We start from the raw sequence: 16,866 nt of genomic DNA, 5'->3' as shown, positions 1-16,866 counted from the left end.
CACGTTCGAGACGGTCTGGCGCGAGACGCCTGCCGCGCGGGCGACATCGCTGACCGTGGGCAACGGCCTCGGCATGCGCTCCTCCGTCCTCGCGCCGGGCCGATGGGCGGGCCGCTGAGCGAGGCATCCCGGGCGGGGGTTGACAGCGGCATCCGTGCGCGTGAGTCTTGTCCTACCCTATTTGATCGATCAAATGACGCAATGCCGCCGATTTTGAACGATCCAATACATCGACGCGGATGTCATCAAGGAGTCCTCACATGTCCAGATCGCTCACGCGCACCGTGCTCATGGGCGCCGTCGCCGCCTCGGCGGCACTCGCCCTCGCCGGCTGCGGCTCAGGGTTCGGAAGCAGCAACGACACCGGCAACGGGGGAAGCGGCTCGACCAGCAAGCTCACCTCGTCGAACGACCCCCTCACCGTGCTCATCGGCTCGAGCGGCGACGCAGAGACGAATGCGGTCAAGTCCGCCGTCGCGTCCTGGTCGTCGAGCTCGGGCACCAAGGCCACCGTCATCCCGGCGAACAACCTCGACCAGCAGCTCGCCCAGGGGTTCGCGGCGAAGAAGCCGGCTGACGTCTTCTACCTCTCCACCGGCTCGCTTCCCGGCTACGCGGCGAACGGCTCGCTGCTCGCCTACGGCGACCAGCTGCCGAGCGACCTCAAGAACGACTTCTACCCGTCGCTCGTGAAGAACTTCACCTACGACGGCAAGTTCTACTGCGCCCCGAAAGACGTCTCGACGCTGCAGCTGATCATCAACACCGACAAGTGGAAGGCCGCCGGGCTCACCGACGCCGACTACCCGAAGACGTGGGACGACCTCGCCACGGTCGCGAAGAAGCTCACCTCGGGCGGCACCACGGGCCTCGTGGTGTCGGGGCAGTACGAGCGTCTCGGCGCGTTCATGGTTCAGGCCGGCGGCAACCTCACGAACGCCGACAACACCAAGGTCACGGCCGACAGCGCCGCCAACGTCAAGGCGCTCAGCTACGCCCAGTCGCTGCTCAAGGCCGGCTCGATGAAGTTCGCCGCCGACGTGGGCGCCGGCTGGGGCGGCGAGGCCTTCGGCAAGGGCCTCGGCGCCATGACGATCGAGGGCAACTGGATCTCGGGCTCGATGCAGTCCGACTACCCGAACGTGCACTACAAGGTGGTGCCGCTGCCCGAGGGGCCCAAGGGCAAGGGAACCCTGCAGTTCACCAACTGCTGGGGCATCGCGGCCGACAGCCCGAACCAGAAGGCGGCGCTGAAGCTCGTCGAGCAGCTCACCTCGAAAGAGGACCAGCTGCAGTTCTCCAAGGCGTTCGGTGTGATGCCGTCGATCCAGTCGGCCGCCTCGGACTGGAAGCAGGAGTTCCCGGAGTACACGCCCTTCCTCGATGCGACCGATTATGCAGAGGGCGTGCCGACGCTCAAGAACGTCGCGCCGGTCATCACCGACCTCGACGGCAAGATCGCTCAGCTCAAGACGACCGATCCGAAGACGATCCTCGACTCGGCGCAGAGCAACCTGCAGGCGCTGCTGAAGTAGGGCCGAGCGAATGACGACCGTGGCGACGCGGCGCACCGACGGCGTGCGGCGCGGCTCGATCCGCAAGGGTGAGGCGGCCTCCGGCTGGCTGTTCACGGCCCCGGTGCTGGTGCTGCTCGGGCTGTTCCTGGTCATCCCGATCCTGATGGCGCTCTGGGTGAGCTTCTCGGATTGGGGCGGCCGGGGCAGCCCGTTCTCGGCCGGCGTGAACTTCGTCGGGCTCAAGAACTACGAGGCGATCACGAGCGGCGGCGGCCTCGCCGAGCAGAACTTCGGGCAGTCCCTGCGCAACAACCTCTGGTACGTCGTGCTCGTGGTGCCGATTCAGACGGTCGTCGCGCTGGTGCTGGCATCCCTCGTCAACAATCAGCGCCTGAAGGGGCGCGGCTTCTTCCGCACCGCCTTCTACTTCCCGTCGGTCACGAGCTCGGTCGCGATCACCGTGCTGTGGCTGTTCCTCTTCAACACGACCGGCGCGATCAACAAGGTGCTCTCGTGGCTCGGCGTGCACGGGCCCAACTGGTTCAACGACCCGCAGGGCGTGCTGCACGCGATCCTGGGCGCGTTCGGGGTGACGAGCGGGCCAGGCGCGCTCGTGAGTCACGGATTCCTCGGCGTGAGCTGGTGGGACTGGCTGGCCGGCCCGTCCTGGGCGATGAGCGCGCTCATCCTGCTCGCGGTCTTCACGACGAGCGGCACCTTCATGCTGCTCTTCCTCGCCGCGCTGCAGAACCTGTCCGGCGACCTGCAGGAGGCGGCGATGGTCGACGGGGCGACCTCGTGGGAGCGGTTCACGCGCATCACGCTGCCGCAGCTGCGCCCGACGCTCTTCACCGTGATCACGCTGGGGCTGATCGGATGCTGGCAGGTGTTCGACCAGGTCTATGTCGCCACCGACGGCGGGCCGGACGGGACAACGCTCACGCCCGCGTTCCTCTCGTATCAGGCATCCCTCATCAACCAGGACTGGGGGCAGGGCGCGGCGATCGCGTTCATCCTGTTCGTCATCATCATCGTGTTCACGCTCATCCAGCGCTGGGTGCTGCGCGAGCGCGCGGTGTCGAAGCGGCGGCGGCTCAACCCGCCGCCCGTGAAGGTCGCCGGTCTGCCCGCCGGGGAGGCCGAGCGATGAAGCCGCACCGCTGGACGACGGGCCGCGTGGCGGCGCAGTCGCTGCTCTACGCCGTGCTCACGGTTCTCGCGGTCGTCTACATCCTGCCGTTCCTGATCCAGATCGCGACCGCTTTCAAGACCGACCCCGATGCGGCCTCCAACCCGATCTCGCTCGTTCCGAACCCGTTCAGCCTGGCCGCCATCGACAAGCTGTTCACGAACTCCGACTTCCCGCTGTGGTTCATGAACTCGGTGATCATCACCGTGTTCGTGACGCTGGGGCGCGTGCTGTTCGACTCGCTCGCGGGCTACGCGCTCGCGCGCCTGCACTTCCGCGGTCGCAACGTGATCTTCGCCGGCTTGGTCGCCGTCATGGCGGTGCCGAACGTCGTGCTGCTCATCCCCAAGTTCCTCGTGCTGAACACGCTGAGCATCTACGACTCGTATGTGGGCATGATCGTGCCCTTGATGGCGGATGCCGCGGGGGTCTTCATCATGAAGGGGTTCTTCGAGTCGATCCCGGTCGCGGTCGAAGAGGCCGCGCGCATCGACGGCGCGGGCACGCTGCGGCTGTTCTGGTCGGTCGTGCTGCCGATGGCGCAGCCGGCGCTCATCACGATCATCATCCTGTCGTTCCAAGGGTCGTGGAACGAGCTCGCGCACTTCATCGTCGCGGCGCAGAACCCCGCGCTGACCCCGCTCACGAAGGGCGTCGCGACGCTCGCGAGCGGGTCGCTCGGCTCGGGCACCCAGTACCCCCTGAAGCTGGCCGCCGCGCTGATCATGACCCTTCCGGTCGCGGCGATGTTCTTCGTCTTCCAGCGACGCATCATGAACCAGAGCGAAGGAGCCGTGAAGGAATGACAGTGTCTGCCGAGCATCGGGTCGGGCGGCCGCAGCCCCTGCTGCACAACGCCCTCGTCGTGCTGAAGGCGCCGACGCAGGCCTGGTCCGACGACCGCGGCGACATGGGCGGCCTTCCCGTGCACGGCCTGTACCACTCGAACACGCGGGTGATCGACCGCCTCGGCTTCGGCGTCGAGGGCCATGAGCTCGAGCAGCTGCGGGCCCTCGAGGACAGCGCCTCGCGCACGACGTTCACGATGCTCTTGCGCGGCCTGCCCGGCGAGCGCGCCGACCCTCGGTTCCGCATCGAGCGCACCCGCGAGGTCGACGCGGGGCGCCTCGCGGAGACGATCGTGTTCAACTCGGGGCTCGCCCACGCGCACACGATCACGGCGGTGCTCACGCTGCATGCGGACTTCTCGCCCATCCATCTCGTGAAAGACGGATTCACGCGCGAAGACGCCGCCCCCGACGCGGTGGTGCAGTTCGACGGCGGTGCTGACGCCCGCTGGAGCGAGGGCGGCGTGAAGCTGCGCGTCGTGGCACCCGGGGCGACCGTGACGCGGCGGGGCGACCGCTTCGAGTTCCGGTGGCAGGTGGAGGTTCCGCCGAACGGCGCGCCCGCGATCAGCTGGTGGGCCGAGCTCGACGACGAGCGCGCGGTCGTGGAATCCGCCATCGACGAGCCCGACTGGAGCGCGGAATCCGTGCCCTTCTTCGACCTGCGCCTGCGGCGCTGGGTCGAGCGCGCGCTCACGGATCTGCGTGCCCTGCGCGTCACGCTGCGCGACCAGCGCGAGCCGTTCCTCGCGGCCGGCGCGCCGTGGTTCTTCACGCTGTTCGGGCGGGACTCGCTGATCGCGGCACGGTTCCTGCTGCCGCTCGACCCCGGCCTCGCGCTGTCGACCCTGCGCGCCCTCGCCCAGCTGCAGGGCACGAAGGTCGACCCGCACAACGCCGAGCAGCCGGGCAAGATCATGCACGAGTTGCGGCCCGTCACGCTCGAGCTGCCGCAGCAGAACATCATGCTGCCGCCGCTCTACTACGGCACCATCGACGCGACCCCGCTGTGGATCACCCTGCTGCGCGACGCGTGGCAGGCGGGCGCGGACGAGGCCGAGGTGCGCGCACTGCTGCCGAGCCTGCGCGCGGCGCTCGACTGGATGCGCGACTTCGGCATGGGCGACGACGGGTTCCTGCGCTACATCGACGAGTCGGGGCGCGGCCTCTCGAACCAGGGCTGGAAGGATTCCGACGACTCCATCCAGTGGCACGACGGAAGGCTCGCCGAGGGCCCCATCGCGCTGTGCGAGGTACAGGGGTATGCCTACGCCGCGGCGCTCGCCGGCGCCGAGCTGCTCGATGCGTTCGGCGAGCAGGGCGCGCAGCAGTGGCGCACGTGGGCGGCGGAGCTGCGCGAGCGGTTCAACTCCTTGTTCTGGGTCTCGTCGCCGGGCGGCGACTACCCGGCGATCGCGCTCGACGCCCACGGCGCCCGCGTCGACTCGGTCGCGAGCAACATGGGGCACCTGCTCGGCACGGGCATCGTCTCACGCGAGCAGGCCGCGCTGATCGCGCGGCGACTGCTCTCGCCCGAGCTGAACTCGGGCTTCGGGCTGCGCACGATGTCGACGGCCGACGCCGGGTACTGGCCGCTGAGCTACCACGGCGGCTCGGTGTGGGCGCACGACACCGCGGTCGCCGTGCTGGGGCTCGCGCGCGAGGGCTTCGTCGACGAGGCGCGCGAGCTGGCCGACGGGCTGATCAGCGCAGCAGTGCGATTGGGGTACCGGATGCCCGAGCTGCACTCCGGGGACCCGTTCCACGGCACCGAGAGCCCGATCCCCTACCCCGCCGCCTGCCGCCCCCAGGCCTGGTCGGCGGCGGCGGCGATCGCGATCGCCTACGCCCTCGACGCCGGTTGAGCAGGCCGCGCCGCGCGCCGCGCCCACCCGCTGGTCGCATAGGTCGCTCTGCGACCGTATCGAGACCCTCTCCTTTCAAGGAAAGGTCTCGATACGCCCGGCTTCGCGCGGGCTACTCGACCATCGGGTGGAGCGGCACCGGCGCTACAGCGCCGCGACGACCTGGCGCGCCACGGCGCGCCCCGCGCGGCTGGCGCCGATCGTCGACGCCTGCGGCCCATACCCGGCCAGGAATATGCGGGGGTCGGCGGCCACGGCGCCGTTCTCGACGGTCACCCCGCCGCCGATGTTGTGCAGCCGCAGCGGGGCGAGGTGCCGCAGCTCGGGCCGGAATCCGGTCGCCCAGATGATCGCATCGGCATGCGTGAACGAGCCTTCGGGCCAGCGCACGCCGTCGCGCTCGACGCGCGTGAACATGGGTCGCTCGACGAGCAGTCCGCGCTCGATGCCCGCGGCGATGCGCCGCGTCTTCGCGACCCCCGTGCCGTGCACGATGCTCGGCAGCGGCCTGCCGGCGCGCGCCGCGGCGTCCTGCTCGGCGACGGCGCGCACGCCGCCTTCCATGCTGAGCTTCTCGTCCTCGCTGAACACGACCGGCCGCCGCGTCGCCCAGTTGAGCTCGGCCGCCACCCCCTCAAGTTCGAGCAGGAACCCGATCGCGCTCGTGCCCCCGCCCACGACGACGACGGACTGGTCGCGGAACTGCTCGGCCGACACGTAGCCGTTGGTCGCAATCTGGATGCCCTCGAACTCGCGGATGCCCGGCACATACGGCACGAACGGGGTGCGCCACGTCCCGCTCGCATTGACGAGCAGTCGCGTGACGATCTCTTCGCGGTAGTCGGGGTCGTGCTCGTCTGGCACGCGTGCGTTGACGACCAGGTCGGCACCGCGGTTGAAGACGCTCATCACCTCGACAGGGCGGAAGACGTGGAATCCGTAGTGCTCTTCGTACTGCCGGTAGTAGTCGGCCACGACCTCTTTGGCAGGCCGGTGATGGTCGGCGGTCTCGAACGACAGGCCGAGCTCGCTCATGCCGGGCAGGTCGGCGACGCGGTGGGCACTGCCCAGGGTGAGCGCGCTCCATCGGTGCTGCCACGCGCCACCCGTGCCCGGGCCGCGGTCGAGAACGACGAAGTCGACACCCGGTTCGAGCTGGAAGCGCTTCAGGAAGTAGGCCACCGAAAGCCCCGCCTGACCGGCCCCGATGACGACCACCTGGGTCTGGGTGGGCAACTGTGGCACGGGGCATCCAGGAAAATGAAGGGGCGTGCGGGGCAAAGGCGAGCAGAGCGCCTCATGCTAAACTACCCGCTAGATTTCATCTCTGTTTGCGCCGGGTGACGACACCCACGACCCGGCCCGTCATCGTAAGGGGGTCTCGCATGGGGCGTGGCCGTCAGAAGGCAAAGCACACCAAGATCGCCCGCGAGCTGAAGTCCTACAGCCCGGAAGTGAACTACGCGGCCTTGGAGCGCGAGCTCGGTAGCCACTCCTCCGAAGAGGACCAGTACGCAGCTTGGGCCGACTACGAGCCCGAGGGCTATGAGTCCGACGACGAGGACGAAGACGAGTATCAGGCTCGGCAGCCGAAGGGCGCCTGAGCCGCTTCACACCTAGACGTTCGAATGCCCCGCCTCTCTCGAGGCGGGGCATTCTGCATGCTTCACCGCTTCCCAGGGACCTCCCCCCGAACCTCCCGAACCTCCCCGAAGAGTGAGTTCGGGTTGCCTCTTCGCGGGTCGAGCCACCCGAACTCACTCTTCGGGGGACGTGAGGGCGGCGGAAGAGGCCGGGACTCAGAGGCGGAAGCCGAGCCCAGCAGCGATGCGCGACCACGTGCGGTCGCACGGTCCTCCTGCGCTACCGCGTCGCCTCGACGAGGAAGCGGCGCGAGTAGCTCACGAACGAGCCGTTCGCCTCGATGAGCGCGTGCATGCGCTGCAGCTCGGGGCGGTATTTCTCGACGGTGAACCCGGGAACGGTCCACAGCACCTTGCGCAGGAAGTAGACGACGGCGCCGACGTCGAAGAACTCGACCTTGGTCACGGCTTCCTCGAGGCGCCGCACGCGCAGCCCCGCCTCTGCCGCTCTCTGCCTGATGACCGACTCGTGGCCGGCATCCTCGTGCGCATCGCCCTGCGGCCCGAGGAAGAACTCGTAGAGCTTCCGGTTCGTGCCCCAACCGATCAGCTGGCCGAGGAAAGTGCCGCCGGGGGCGAGCACGCGGCCGATCTCCTCCCACGGAACGCCGTACGGGTGCCGCGCGAGCACCAGGTCGAACGCGCCGTCCGGGAACGGCAGCGGGTCGGTGCCCGCGGCGTTCATCACCTCGCCGCCGAAGGGCGCGAGCCGCTCGCGGGCGAGCGCGAGATTGGGCGGCCACTCCTCGGTCGCGGCGACCCGGTCGGGCACGGATGCCGCGTGCTGCAGCGCCTCGGCGTAGACCTCTGCGCCGCCCGTCTGCAGGTCGAGGCTCGCCGTCGCCCGGCCGAGCGCGTCGGCGGCGAGCTTGGCGTAGCCCCAGGGCGGCCGCTCTTCGGTCGCGCGGCCGTCGAACCACGAGAAGTCCCAGCCGTCGGTGGGCTCGGCCTCGCCCTCCGCGATCAGCCCTTCGAACGATCGCGGGTCTCGATGCGCGCTACGCGCTACCCGATCAGCGGGGTTGTCAGGCATACGACCCGACGAGGCGCACGGCGCCACCGTCGACGCCCTTGGCACCCTGCTCGAAGCCGGTGAAGTCCTTGGCATCCGTCGACACCGTGCCCGCGACCCACGCGGGAATCCCGTCCAGCGCGAGCTTCGAGACGATGCCGTCGACCGCGCCGGGCGCGACGACCGCGAAGAACCCGATGCCGAGGTTCCAGGTGCCCTCTGCCGACTCGAGCGAGCTGCCCGCGATGGCGCTCAGCACCCGGAAGACCGGCGACGGCGCCCACGACGCGCGGTCGAGCTCGGACCACGCGCCGCGAGGCAGCACGCGGGCCAGATTCGCAGCGATGCCGCCGCCCGTCACGTGAGAGAGCGCGTGAACGGATGCCCCGAGCTGCGGGTCCGCGAGCAGGCGCAGCAGCGGCGAGGTGTACAGCCGGGTCGGCTCGAGCAGCGCCTCGCCCCACGTCGTGCCGAGGTCGTCGCTGCGGTCGGCGTACCCGATTCCCGCGTTGCTCAGAATGTGCCGCACCAGCGAGTAGCCATTCGAGTGCAGACCGGACGACCCGAGCGCGAGCACCACGTCGCCGTGCTGCACGCGATCGGCGCCGAGCAGCGCGTCGGCCTCGACAGCGCCGACGGCGGCACCCGCGACGTCGTAGTCGTCGGGGCCGAGGAGGCCCGGGTGCTCGGCGGTCTCGCCGCCGACGAGGGCGGTGCGCGTCTCGGAGCAGGCGCGTGCGATGCCGGCCACGATGTCGGCGATGCGCGTCGGCACGACCTTGCCGCAGGCGATGTAGTCGGTCATGAACATCGGCTTCGCACCGACGACCACGATGTCGTCGACAACCATGCCGACGAGGTCCTGGCCGATGGTGTCGTGCTTGTCGATCGCCTGCGCGATCGCGACCTTCGTGCCGACACCGTCGGTCGAGGTCGCGAGCAGCGGCCGCCGATAGGACTTGAGGAACGAGACGTCGAACAGGCCCGCGAAGCCGCCGACGCCGCCCAGCACCTCGGGACCGTGCGTCTTGCCGACCGCCGACTTCATCAACTCGACCGCCAGATCACCCGCCGCGGTGTCGACACCGGCTTGGCGATACGTGCTGCTCGAGTCGTTCGTCACGCGGCGATTCTACCGGGGCGGCTGATGGCCGCCTCAGCGCCGGGGCGCCTCTGCGCCGTAGCGCCGCAGTGCCTCAGTGCCGTAGCGCCGCAGTGCCTCAGTGCGAGGCGGCGAGCTGCTCGCGGTGCGCCCGGTCGATCCGCTCGGTGACGAACACCAGCAGCACGAACACGGCGACACCGGCACCGACGAGCGCGACCCCGCCCCAACCGGCCGCGTGATAGACGAACGGCGCGAGTAGCGACCCCGTCGCACCGCCGAGGAAGTTCACGAAGATGTAGGCGCTGTTGATGCGCCCGCGCGCGGCCGGGTCGATGCCGAAGATGAAGCGCTGACCGGCGACCTGGTTGCTCTGCGTGGCCGCGTCGATCAACACCGCGGCCGCCACGAGCGGAACGAGCGCCTGCACCGCGACGGCCCAGTCCGTGACGAGGAACATGACCGCCATCAGCGCGAAGGCGACCCCGGTCACGGGCGTCGCGAGCCCCCGGTCGCCGAGCCTGCCCGCGATCGGGGCGGCCAGCGCGCCGCCCGCCCCGGCGAGCGCGAACAGCGCGATCTGGAACTGGCTGAACTGGAAGTTCCGATCGAGCATGAGCGGCGCGCAGGTCCAGAAGAAGTTGAAGGCGCCGAACGCGAGCGCCTGGTAGAGCGCGCGTCGCTGCAGAATGCGCGATCGGCCGAGGAATCCGAACGTCGTGGCGAGCAGCGCGCCATAGTGCAGCCCCGACTCGGGCCTGCGCGACGGCAGCGTGAACCACAGGATCACCCAGAGCGCGGCGATCAGCACGGCCGCGATGCCGAACACCCAGCGCCAGCCGAGCAGGCCGGTGACGAAGTTCGCGTACGGCCGCGAGAGCATGATGCCCGCGAGCAGACCGCCCATGATGTCGCCGATGACCCGGCCGCGCCGCTCGACGGGGGCCAGGTGGGTGGCGAGCGGCAGCACGACCTGCGCGCCCACCGACACCACACCGACCACGAACGATGCCACGAGGAACACCGCGAGGTTCGGCGCCAGCGTGACGCCGACGAGGCCCGCGACGGCGATCGCCGCCGTGATGAGCACGACCCGCCGGTTCTCGACCAGATCGCCGAGCGTCGCGATGAACAGCAGCCCCGCCGCGTAGCCGAACTGGATCAGCGTGACCACCAGTCCCTCTGCGCCCTGCGACAGCCCCAGCTCAGAGCTGATCGGGCCGATCGCCGCCTGCGCGTAGTAGAGGTTGGCCACGAGAAGGCCGCAGGTCACGGCCATGATGACCGTGAGGGGACGAGTGAGAGCGGATGCCGGTGCCATCACTTCCACGCTAATCGCCTGCTCAGGCATCCCCTGCACCCATATGTGAGACTGAGAGGGCCCGGTTCTCGGGAACAGCAGCCAACTTAAATGGAGACCGCTTAGCTCATGTGCGGCATCGTCGGAATCGTCTCGACCGAACCGGCCAACCAGCAGATCTACGACAGCCTGCTTCTCCTGCAGCACCGCGGCCAGGATTCGACCGGCATCGCGACCGCCGACGGCAGCATGTTCCACATGTCGAAGGCCCGGGGCCAGGTGCGCGAGGCGTTCCGCACCCGCGACATGCGCTCGCTGCTCGGCAACATGGGCGTCGGGCACGTGCGCTACGCGACCAAGGGCGACGCGGCCAACGAGCAGGAGTCGCAGCCGTTCTACGTGAACGCGCCGTACGGCATCATCCTCGTGCACAACGGGAATCTCACGAACACGCGCGAGCTGACCGAGGACCTGTTCCGCATCGACCGCCGCCACATGAACTCCACGAGCGACACCGAGATGCTCGTGAACGTGCTCGCCACCGAGCTCGAGGGCCAGATCGCGGGCCGCGAGCTCACCCCCGACCAGGTGTTCGCCGCCGTCTCGCAGGTGCACGAGCGGGTCGAGGGCTCGTACGCGACGATCGCGATGATCGCCGGGCAGGGGCTCCTGGCGTTCCGCGACCCGTGGGGCATCCGCCCGCTCGTGCTCGGTCGCCGCACGGCAGCCGGCAGCGACCGCGACGAGTGGATCGTCGCCAGCGAATCGCTCGTGCTCGAGGCCGGCGAATACGAGGTCGTGCGCGACGTCGCCCCCGGCGAGGCCGTCTTCATCACGCTCGACGGGCAGCTGCACTCGAAGCAGTGCGCGCGCGACCCGCGGCTCGTGCCGTGCTCGTTCGAGTACGTCTACCTCGCCCGCCCCGACTCGATCATGAACGGCATCTCGGTCTACGAGGCGCGCCTGCGGCTCGGCGACCGCCTCGCCGACACCGTGACGCGCTACACCGAGGCGGGCGACATCGATGTCGTCATGCCGATTCCGGATTCCTCGCGCCCGGCCGCCATGAACGTGGCGCAGAAGCTCGGCATCGAGTACCGCGAGGGCTTCTACAAGAACCGCTACGTCGGCCGCACCTTCATCATGCCCGGGCAGGCGCAGCGCAAGCGCTCCGTGCGGCAGAAGCTGAACGCGATGTCGTCCGAGTTCCGCGGCAAGAACGTGCTGATCATCGACGACTCGATCGTGCGCGGCACCACCTCGAAAGAGATCGTCGACATGGCCCGCAACGCCGGGGCCAACAAGGTGACCTTCGCGTCCGCCGCACCGCCGGTGCGCTTCCCCCACGTCTACGGCATCAACATGCCGTCGCGGAAGGAGCTGGTCGCGTCAGGCCGCTCGATCCCCGAGATCGCGCAGCTGTTGGGCGCCGACAACCTGATCTACCAGACCGTCGACGACATGAAGTCGGCCATCCTCGAGGGCCAGAGCGCCATCACCGACCTCGAGATGAGCTGCTTCACGGGCGAGTATGTGACCGGAACGGTGTCTGAGGACTACCTGGCCTGGGTCGAGGCGACGCAGCTCAGCTGAGCCGGCGCGGGCGCGGAGCGAGCCACGAGTCGACTCATGAGCTCCGCAGCACTTGAACGAGCGAACCATTTCTTCGCGCGATCGAACCATTGTCTCCGCACCAGAGACAATGGTTCCTTCGCCGCGAGAAAAGGTTCGCCCGTTCAAGCGCGGGCAGAGTAACGCGCGGCAGCGTCAGGCGCCGCGCTTACTTCTCGTCGCGCGGCGACTCCGCGTCCTTCAGCGTTCCCGTGATCTTCTCGGCTTCGACGAGACGGATGCTGCGGCGCGACACCCGCTCGGCGATCAGCGCCACGACCGCGCCGATGGCGAGGCCGATGGCCACAGAGAACAGCAGCGCGAAGCCGTAGACCGTGCCGCGGCTGTAGGTCGCCGTCTCGGCGTCATACGGCAGGGCGAACGTGATGATCGTGATCGCGATCGCGGCGAGCACCGCGAACAGCAGCATGAAGTTCCAGTAGTTCGGGGTGCGCCGCACCTCGACGAGCGTGGGCTCGACGCGCTCTTCGACGACGGGACCCTCACGCTCGGGTTCGGGCTCGGGGGTCTGGTCGGGGCGCTCGTCGGTCACCCGCTCATTCTCCCAAGTCGAAGCTGTGCGGCAGCACCGGGATGAGCCCCTCGAGCGTCGCCCGCGTGCCCGACGCCGACACTCGAGCGGCGTCGACGGCCTCGGCCCAGCGCAGTCGGCCCGCGGCGAGCGCGACCCAGGTCGCGGCATCCATCTCGATCACGTTCGGCGGCGTGCCGCGCGTGTGGCGCGGGCCCTCGACGACCTGCACCGCGCCGAAGGGCGGCACGCGCACCTCGACCGTGTGGCCCGGCGCCTTCTCCTCCAGCAGCTGCAGCAGGTAGCGCACCGCCGTCGCGAGGGTGTCGCGCGAGGCATCCGCTTCATGCAGTGCGGATCGGACCGCCTCGAAACCGGATGCGTCGTCGATTCCCCGCCTTGCCACGAAACCAGTCTCGCACCAGCCCGCCGGTACGATTCAGGGGTGAAGATTCTGGTCCTCGGTTCCGGCGCGCGCGAGCACGCGATCATCACCAGCCTGCTCTCCGAGGACGAGCAGCACGACATCGTCGCCGCCCCCGGAAACGCGGGCATCGCGCGCGATGTGCGCACCATCGAGCTCGACCCGATGGACCCGGTCGCGGTCGCGGCGTATGCCGTCGACAACGGCGTCGAGCTCGTGGTGGTCGGGCCCGAGGCTCCCCTCATCGCGGGCGTCGCCGACCCGCTGCGCGAGCGCGGCATCGCGGTGTTCGGGCCGTCGAAGGCGGCGGCGCAGCTCGAGGGGTCGAAGACCTTCGCGAAGCGCATCATGGAGGAGGCCGGGGTGCCGACCGGTCGCGCCGAGCTCGCCGGAACGATCGCCGAGGTCGAGAAGACCATCGACGACTTCGGGGCGCCCTACGTCATCAAGGCCGACGGGCTCGCCGCGGGCAAGGGCGTGCTGGTCACCTCCGACCGGGCCGCGGCGGTCGCCCACGCCGCGTTCTGGCTCGAGCACGGGCCCGTGCTGATCGAGGAGTTCCTCGACGGCCCCGAGGTCTCGCTCTTCCTCTTCAGCGACGGTCACGATGTGCTACCGCTCACCCCCGCTCAGGACTTCAAGCGCCTGCGCGACCGCGATGCCGGCCCGAACACCGGCGGCATGGGGGCGTACTCGCCGCTGCCGTGGCTTCCCGACACCTTCGTCGACGAGGTCATCGACACGATCGCGCTGCCGACGGTGCGCCGGCTCGAGGCCGAGGGCACGCCGTTCATCGGCCTGCTCTACTGCGGTCTCGTGATGACCTCGCGCGGGGTGCGGGTGATCGAGTTCAACGCGCGCTTCGGCGACCCCGAGACGCAGGTCGTGCTGGCGCGGCTCGTCACGCCGCTGTCGCGGCTGCTGCTCGCGTCGGCGACCGGCGGGCTCGCCGGGCTGCCGCGCCCCGAGTTCGCGCTCGACGTCGCCGTCACGGTCGTCATCGCCAGCGAGGGCTACCCCGAGAAGTCGATCACCGGCCGCCCGATCACGGGAATCGAGGCGGCTGAGTCCGTGCCCGAGGTGACGGTGCTGCACGCGGCGACCGAGATCGCGACGCTTCCGGATGCCGTGGACTCCGGCACCTGGGATTCCATCGGCCTCGTCGCCACCGGTGGGCGCGTGCTGTCGGTCGTGGCTCTGGGGTCCGACTTCGCCGAGGCGCGAGCGCGCGTCTACGAGGCGGTCGACAAGATCGAGCTCGAGGGCTCGCAGCACCGCACCGACATCGCTGCCGCGGTCATCGACTGACCCCGCCCAGTCTCCCCGCGTTGGTCGAGTAGGTCGCTCCGCGACCGCCGCCGCGTTGGTCGAGTAGCGAGCGCCAGCGAGCGTATCGAGACCCTTTCCTCGCCAGGAAGGGGTCTCGATACGGTCGCAGAGCGACCTACTCGACCAGCGGGGCGGGGCGCGGCCTCCGCTAGAGGCCCAGGCGGCGGGTGTAGTCGTTGCGGAAGACGCCGCGCGGGTCGTACTTCTCCACGAGAGACCGGAAGTTCGCGAAGCGCGGGTACAGACCCGGCACGCGGGCGGCATCCGTGAACACCTTGCCCCAGTGGGGTCGCGCGCCGAACGGGGCGAGCGCCGCCTCGAGCAGCGCGCTCGCCTGCTCGACCGCGGCCTGCTCGCGCTTCCAGGTGAAGTGGAACGCGACCGCGCCGTCGGCCCAGTCGTCCTCGCCCGAGGTGTAGGCGGTCGAGAGCCACAGCTGGTCGGCGGCGATCGCGCGGATCTCGCTGATCAGGAGCAACGGCGTGATCTGCTCGGTAAGGGCGCGCGCGGCGTCGATCGCGGGGGCGATGTGGCGGCGCGGCAGCAGGTACTCGGTCTGGATCTCCTCGCCGGCGCTCGGCTGGAATTCGAGCTTGAAGTGCGGCAGGCGCGCGTGCCACGGCCCAGGCGCTCCGAACTGCTCGGTGGTCGCCTCGGCGTCGGCGCCCGCGATCATGTGGATCTTGTGCAGCGCGGGCGTCGCCCCGAGCTCGCGAACGGCGCCTTCCACCGCGGGCGCTTCTGCGCGGGCCTTGACCCAGAGCTGGTTGATGGAGGCGGGCGACCAGTCCGTGAAGACGCTCACGCTGTAGGCGAGGTCGAGCGCCTCGGAGACGCGCTCGTAGGGCACGCCGAGGTAGATCGTCTGCGCCACCTCGAAGCTCGGCACGATGTCGAGTTCGAGCTCGGTGACGATGCCGAGGGAGCCGAACGCGACCACGGCGCCCGCGAAGTCGTCGTCGCCGCGGCGCAGGGTGACGAGCTCGCCCGAGCCGTCGACGAAGGTGACGGCGGCGACCGTGGTGGCGAGGTTGGCGTTGCCGGAGCCCGAGCCGTGCGTCGCCGTGGCGACGGCGCCGGCGACCGAGATGTGCGGCAGTGAGGCGAGGTTGTGCAGGGCCCAGCCCTGCTCATCGAGCGCGATGGCGACGTCGCCGTAGCGCAGGCCGGCCGCGACGGTTACCACGCGGCGCTCGGGGTCGATCTCGATCTTGGCGGGCAGCTCGGCGAGGTTCACGAGCGTTCCGGCGGCGCCCGGGTCGGCGACGTCGTTGAAGGTGTGGCGCGTGCCGAGGGCGCGCAGCGGTGAGGAATCCCCCGCCTGCTTCACGAGCTCCTGCAGCTCTGCCACCGAGCGCGGGCGCGCGATCGTCGGTGCGCGGTAGGCGTAATTGGCCGACCAGTTGACTTCGTTTGCCACGGGCACTCCTTTGTTGCGGGTGACTACATATTAGGCGGGGAACGGACGATCCCGACAGGCTCGGTGCCACCGACCGCACCCGGGGCCGTCACTAGCATGGGGTGCGTGACTGCTCAGGTGCTGCCCGGATGGACCCACGTGTACTCGGGAAAGGTGCGCGACCTCTACGTGCCCGAGGGTACCGACACCGCCGACGCACCCGAGCTGCTCGTGGTCGCGAGCGACCGGGTCAGCGCCTTCGACTTCGTGCTCTCGCCCGGCATCCCCGGCAAGGGCGAGCTGCTGACGCGCCTCTCGAACTGGTGGTTCTCGCAGCTCGACGTGCCGAACCACCTCGTGCCGGGCGGCGAGGCCCGCGTTCCCGCCGAGGTGGCCGGCCGCTCGATGGTCGTGAAGCCGCTCGACATGTTCCCGATCGAATGCGTCGTGCGCGGTTTCATCACCGGCAGCGGCTGGGCCGAATACCAGGAGACGCAGTCGGTCACGGGCATCCCCCTGCCGGCCGGGCTGCGCAACGGCGACCGCCTGCCCGAGCCCATCTTCACCCCCGCATGGAAGGCGCCGCAGGGCGAGCACGACGAGAACATCAGCTTCGAGCGCATGGTCGACATCGTCGGCGAGGATGCCGCGACCGCACTGCGCGACCTCTCGCTGCGGGTCTACGGCGAGGCCGCCGCCCGCGCCGAGGCGAAGGGCCTCATCATCGCCGACACCAAGTTCGAGTTCGGCACCGACGCCGAGACCGGCGCGATCACGCTCGCCGACGAGGTGCTCACCTCGGATTCCTCGCGCTACTGGGATCTCGCCGCCTGGAACGCCGGCGCGACCCCCGAGGAGCGGATGGCGAGCTTCGACAAGCAGATCGTGCGCGATTGGCTCGCTGCCAACTGGGACAAGCAGGGCACCCCGCCCGAGCTGCCCCCGGTCATCGTGGCCCAGACCGCTGCGCGCTACTCCGAGCTCGTGGAGCGTCTCACCGCTTAGGCGCGCTGCGGGGCACCACCTTCTGCGTCCCGCGCCGACGTCTGCGCCCCGCGTCGCAGGTGCAGACGTCGGCCGGGGGCACAAAACCCG

At 69.7% G+C, this 16,866-nt stretch carries 15 protein-coding genes; 8 read left to right on the top strand and 7 right to left on the bottom strand.

Annotation, left to right across the window (positions count from 1 at the left end):
* The first annotated feature begins 260 nt into the window (after positions 1-260).
* Genes ACM2XV_RS05085 through ACM2XV_RS05070 form a run of 4 tightly spaced genes read left to right on the top strand, consistent with a single transcriptional unit; the run spans position 261 to position 5,419 of the window.
* Positions 261-1,535: an extracellular solute-binding protein gene (locus ACM2XV_RS05085; RefSeq protein WP_344776956.1), complete on the top strand. Its 1,275-nt coding sequence runs from the start codon at positions 261-263 to the stop codon at positions 1,533-1,535.
* Between the two features lie 10 nt (positions 1,536-1,545).
* The gene (locus tag ACM2XV_RS05080; protein WP_487026173.1) at positions 1,546-2,667 is read left to right on the top strand and encodes a carbohydrate ABC transporter permease; all 1,122 of its coding nucleotides are present in this window, start codon (positions 1,546-1,548) and stop codon (positions 2,665-2,667) included.
* Positions 2,664-3,512 carry a carbohydrate ABC transporter permease gene (locus tag ACM2XV_RS05075; RefSeq protein WP_344776960.1) on the top strand — a complete coding sequence of 283 codons (849 nt, stop codon included), beginning with the start codon at positions 2,664-2,666 and terminating at the stop codon, positions 3,510-3,512. The genes ACM2XV_RS05080 and ACM2XV_RS05075 overlap by 4 nt, the downstream gene beginning before the upstream one ends.
* The gene (locus ACM2XV_RS05070) at positions 3,509-5,419 is read left to right on the top strand and encodes a glycogen debranching N-terminal domain-containing protein (protein ID WP_487026172.1); all 1,911 of its coding nucleotides are present in this window, start codon (positions 3,509-3,511) and stop codon (positions 5,417-5,419) included. The genes ACM2XV_RS05075 and ACM2XV_RS05070 overlap by 4 nt, the downstream gene beginning before the upstream one ends.
* Before the next feature lie 144 nt (positions 5,420-5,563).
* On the opposite strand, the gene ACM2XV_RS05065 is transcribed toward ACM2XV_RS05070, so the two are convergent.
* Positions 5,564-6,664, bottom strand: a complete 1,101-nt coding sequence (locus ACM2XV_RS05065; protein WP_487026171.1) for an FAD-dependent oxidoreductase — start codon at positions 6,662-6,664, stop codon at positions 5,564-5,566.
* Between the two features lie 140 nt (positions 6,665-6,804).
* On the opposite strand from ACM2XV_RS05065, the gene ACM2XV_RS05060 reads away from it, so the two are divergent.
* The gene (locus ACM2XV_RS05060; protein ID WP_344776972.1) at positions 6,805-7,023 is read left to right on the top strand and encodes a DUF3073 domain-containing protein; all 219 of its coding nucleotides are present in this window, start codon (positions 6,805-6,807) and stop codon (positions 7,021-7,023) included.
* Positions 7,024-7,282: 259 nt separating this feature from the next.
* On the opposite strand, the gene ACM2XV_RS05055 is transcribed toward ACM2XV_RS05060, so the two are convergent.
* From ACM2XV_RS05055 to ACM2XV_RS05045, 3 genes are all read right to left on the bottom strand, one after another.
* Positions 7,283-8,095 (bottom strand): methyltransferase domain-containing protein, encoded by an 813-nt coding sequence (locus tag ACM2XV_RS05055; protein ID WP_487026170.1) that lies wholly within the window; start codon positions 8,093-8,095, stop codon positions 7,283-7,285.
* Positions 8,088-9,197, bottom strand: coding sequence for a phosphoribosylformylglycinamidine cyclo-ligase (purM, locus tag ACM2XV_RS05050; RefSeq protein WP_344776976.1), 1,110 nt, complete (start codon positions 9,195-9,197; stop codon positions 8,088-8,090). The genes ACM2XV_RS05055 and purM overlap by 8 nt, the downstream gene beginning before the upstream one ends.
* A 97-nt stretch (positions 9,198-9,294) precedes the next feature.
* Positions 9,295-10,497, bottom strand: a complete 1,203-nt coding sequence (locus ACM2XV_RS05045; protein WP_344776978.1) for an MFS transporter — start codon at positions 10,495-10,497, stop codon at positions 9,295-9,297.
* A gap of 108 nt (positions 10,498-10,605) precedes the next feature.
* On the opposite strand from ACM2XV_RS05045, the gene purF reads away from it, so the two are divergent.
* Positions 10,606-12,069 (top strand): amidophosphoribosyltransferase, encoded by a 1,464-nt coding sequence (purF, locus tag ACM2XV_RS05040; protein WP_344776980.1) that lies wholly within the window; start codon positions 10,606-10,608, stop codon positions 12,067-12,069.
* A 187-nt stretch (positions 12,070-12,256) separates the two neighbouring features.
* Here the strand turns inward: purF and ACM2XV_RS05035 are convergent, their stop codons facing one another.
* Entirely contained in the window at positions 12,257-12,640 is a 384-nt protein-coding gene (locus ACM2XV_RS05035) for a hypothetical protein (RefSeq protein WP_344776982.1), read from the bottom strand.
* 4 nt (positions 12,641-12,644) lie between these two features.
* Complete coding sequence (locus ACM2XV_RS05030; protein WP_487026169.1) at positions 12,645-13,025, bottom strand: sterol carrier family protein; 381 nt, start codon at positions 13,023-13,025, stop codon at positions 12,645-12,647.
* 39 nt (positions 13,026-13,064) lie between these two features.
* Between ACM2XV_RS05030 and purD the strand changes: the two genes are divergently transcribed.
* Positions 13,065-14,351 (top strand): phosphoribosylamine--glycine ligase, encoded by a 1,287-nt coding sequence (gene purD, locus ACM2XV_RS05025; protein ID WP_487026168.1) that lies wholly within the window; start codon positions 13,065-13,067, stop codon positions 14,349-14,351.
* A gap of 169 nt (positions 14,352-14,520) precedes the next feature.
* Here purD and ACM2XV_RS05020 read toward each other — a convergent pair whose 3' ends face one another.
* A complete protein-coding gene (locus ACM2XV_RS05020; protein WP_487026167.1) occupies positions 14,521-15,792 on the bottom strand; it encodes an FAD-binding protein in 1,272 nt (423 codons plus the stop codon).
* A 96-nt stretch (positions 15,793-15,888) separates the two neighbouring features.
* Here ACM2XV_RS05020 and ACM2XV_RS05015 point away from each other — a divergent pair, with 96 nt between their 5' ends.
* A complete protein-coding gene (locus ACM2XV_RS05015; RefSeq protein ID WP_344776988.1) occupies positions 15,889-16,776 on the top strand; it encodes a phosphoribosylaminoimidazolesuccinocarboxamide synthase in 888 nt (295 codons plus the stop codon).
* Positions 16,777-16,866: the final 90 nt, after the last annotated feature.

This window comes from Gryllotalpicola sp. CP2-P1 (genome assembly GCF_057512245.1).
Note: the sequence above shows the minus strand (reverse complement) of the source record. Positions and strands in the feature narration are given on the sequence as shown.

Coding starts and splice junctions, on each gene's coding strand:
- ACM2XV_RS05070 (WP_487026172.1), top strand. CDS start 3,509: ATGACAGTGTCTGCCGAGCATCGGGTCGGGCGGCCGCAGCCCCTGCTG.
- ACM2XV_RS05015 (WP_344776988.1), top strand. CDS start 15,889: ATGGGGTGCGTGACTGCTCAGGTGCTGCCCGGATGGACCCACGTGTAC.
- ACM2XV_RS05045 (WP_344776978.1), bottom strand. CDS start 10,497: ATGGCACCGGCATCCGCTCTCACTCGTCCCCTCACGGTCATCATGGCC.
- ACM2XV_RS05085 (WP_344776956.1), top strand. CDS start 261: ATGTCCAGATCGCTCACGCGCACCGTGCTCATGGGCGCCGTCGCCGCC.
- ACM2XV_RS05060 (WP_344776972.1), top strand. CDS start 6,805: ATGGGGCGTGGCCGTCAGAAGGCAAAGCACACCAAGATCGCCCGCGAG.
- ACM2XV_RS05075 (WP_344776960.1), top strand. CDS start 2,664: ATGAAGCCGCACCGCTGGACGACGGGCCGCGTGGCGGCGCAGTCGCTG.
- ACM2XV_RS05080 (WP_487026173.1), top strand. CDS start 1,546: ATGACGACCGTGGCGACGCGGCGCACCGACGGCGTGCGGCGCGGCTCG.
- ACM2XV_RS05055 (WP_487026170.1), bottom strand. CDS start 8,095: ATGCCTGACAACCCCGCTGATCGGGTAGCGCGTAGCGCGCATCGAGAC.
- purF (WP_344776980.1), top strand. CDS start 10,606: ATGTGCGGCATCGTCGGAATCGTCTCGACCGAACCGGCCAACCAGCAG.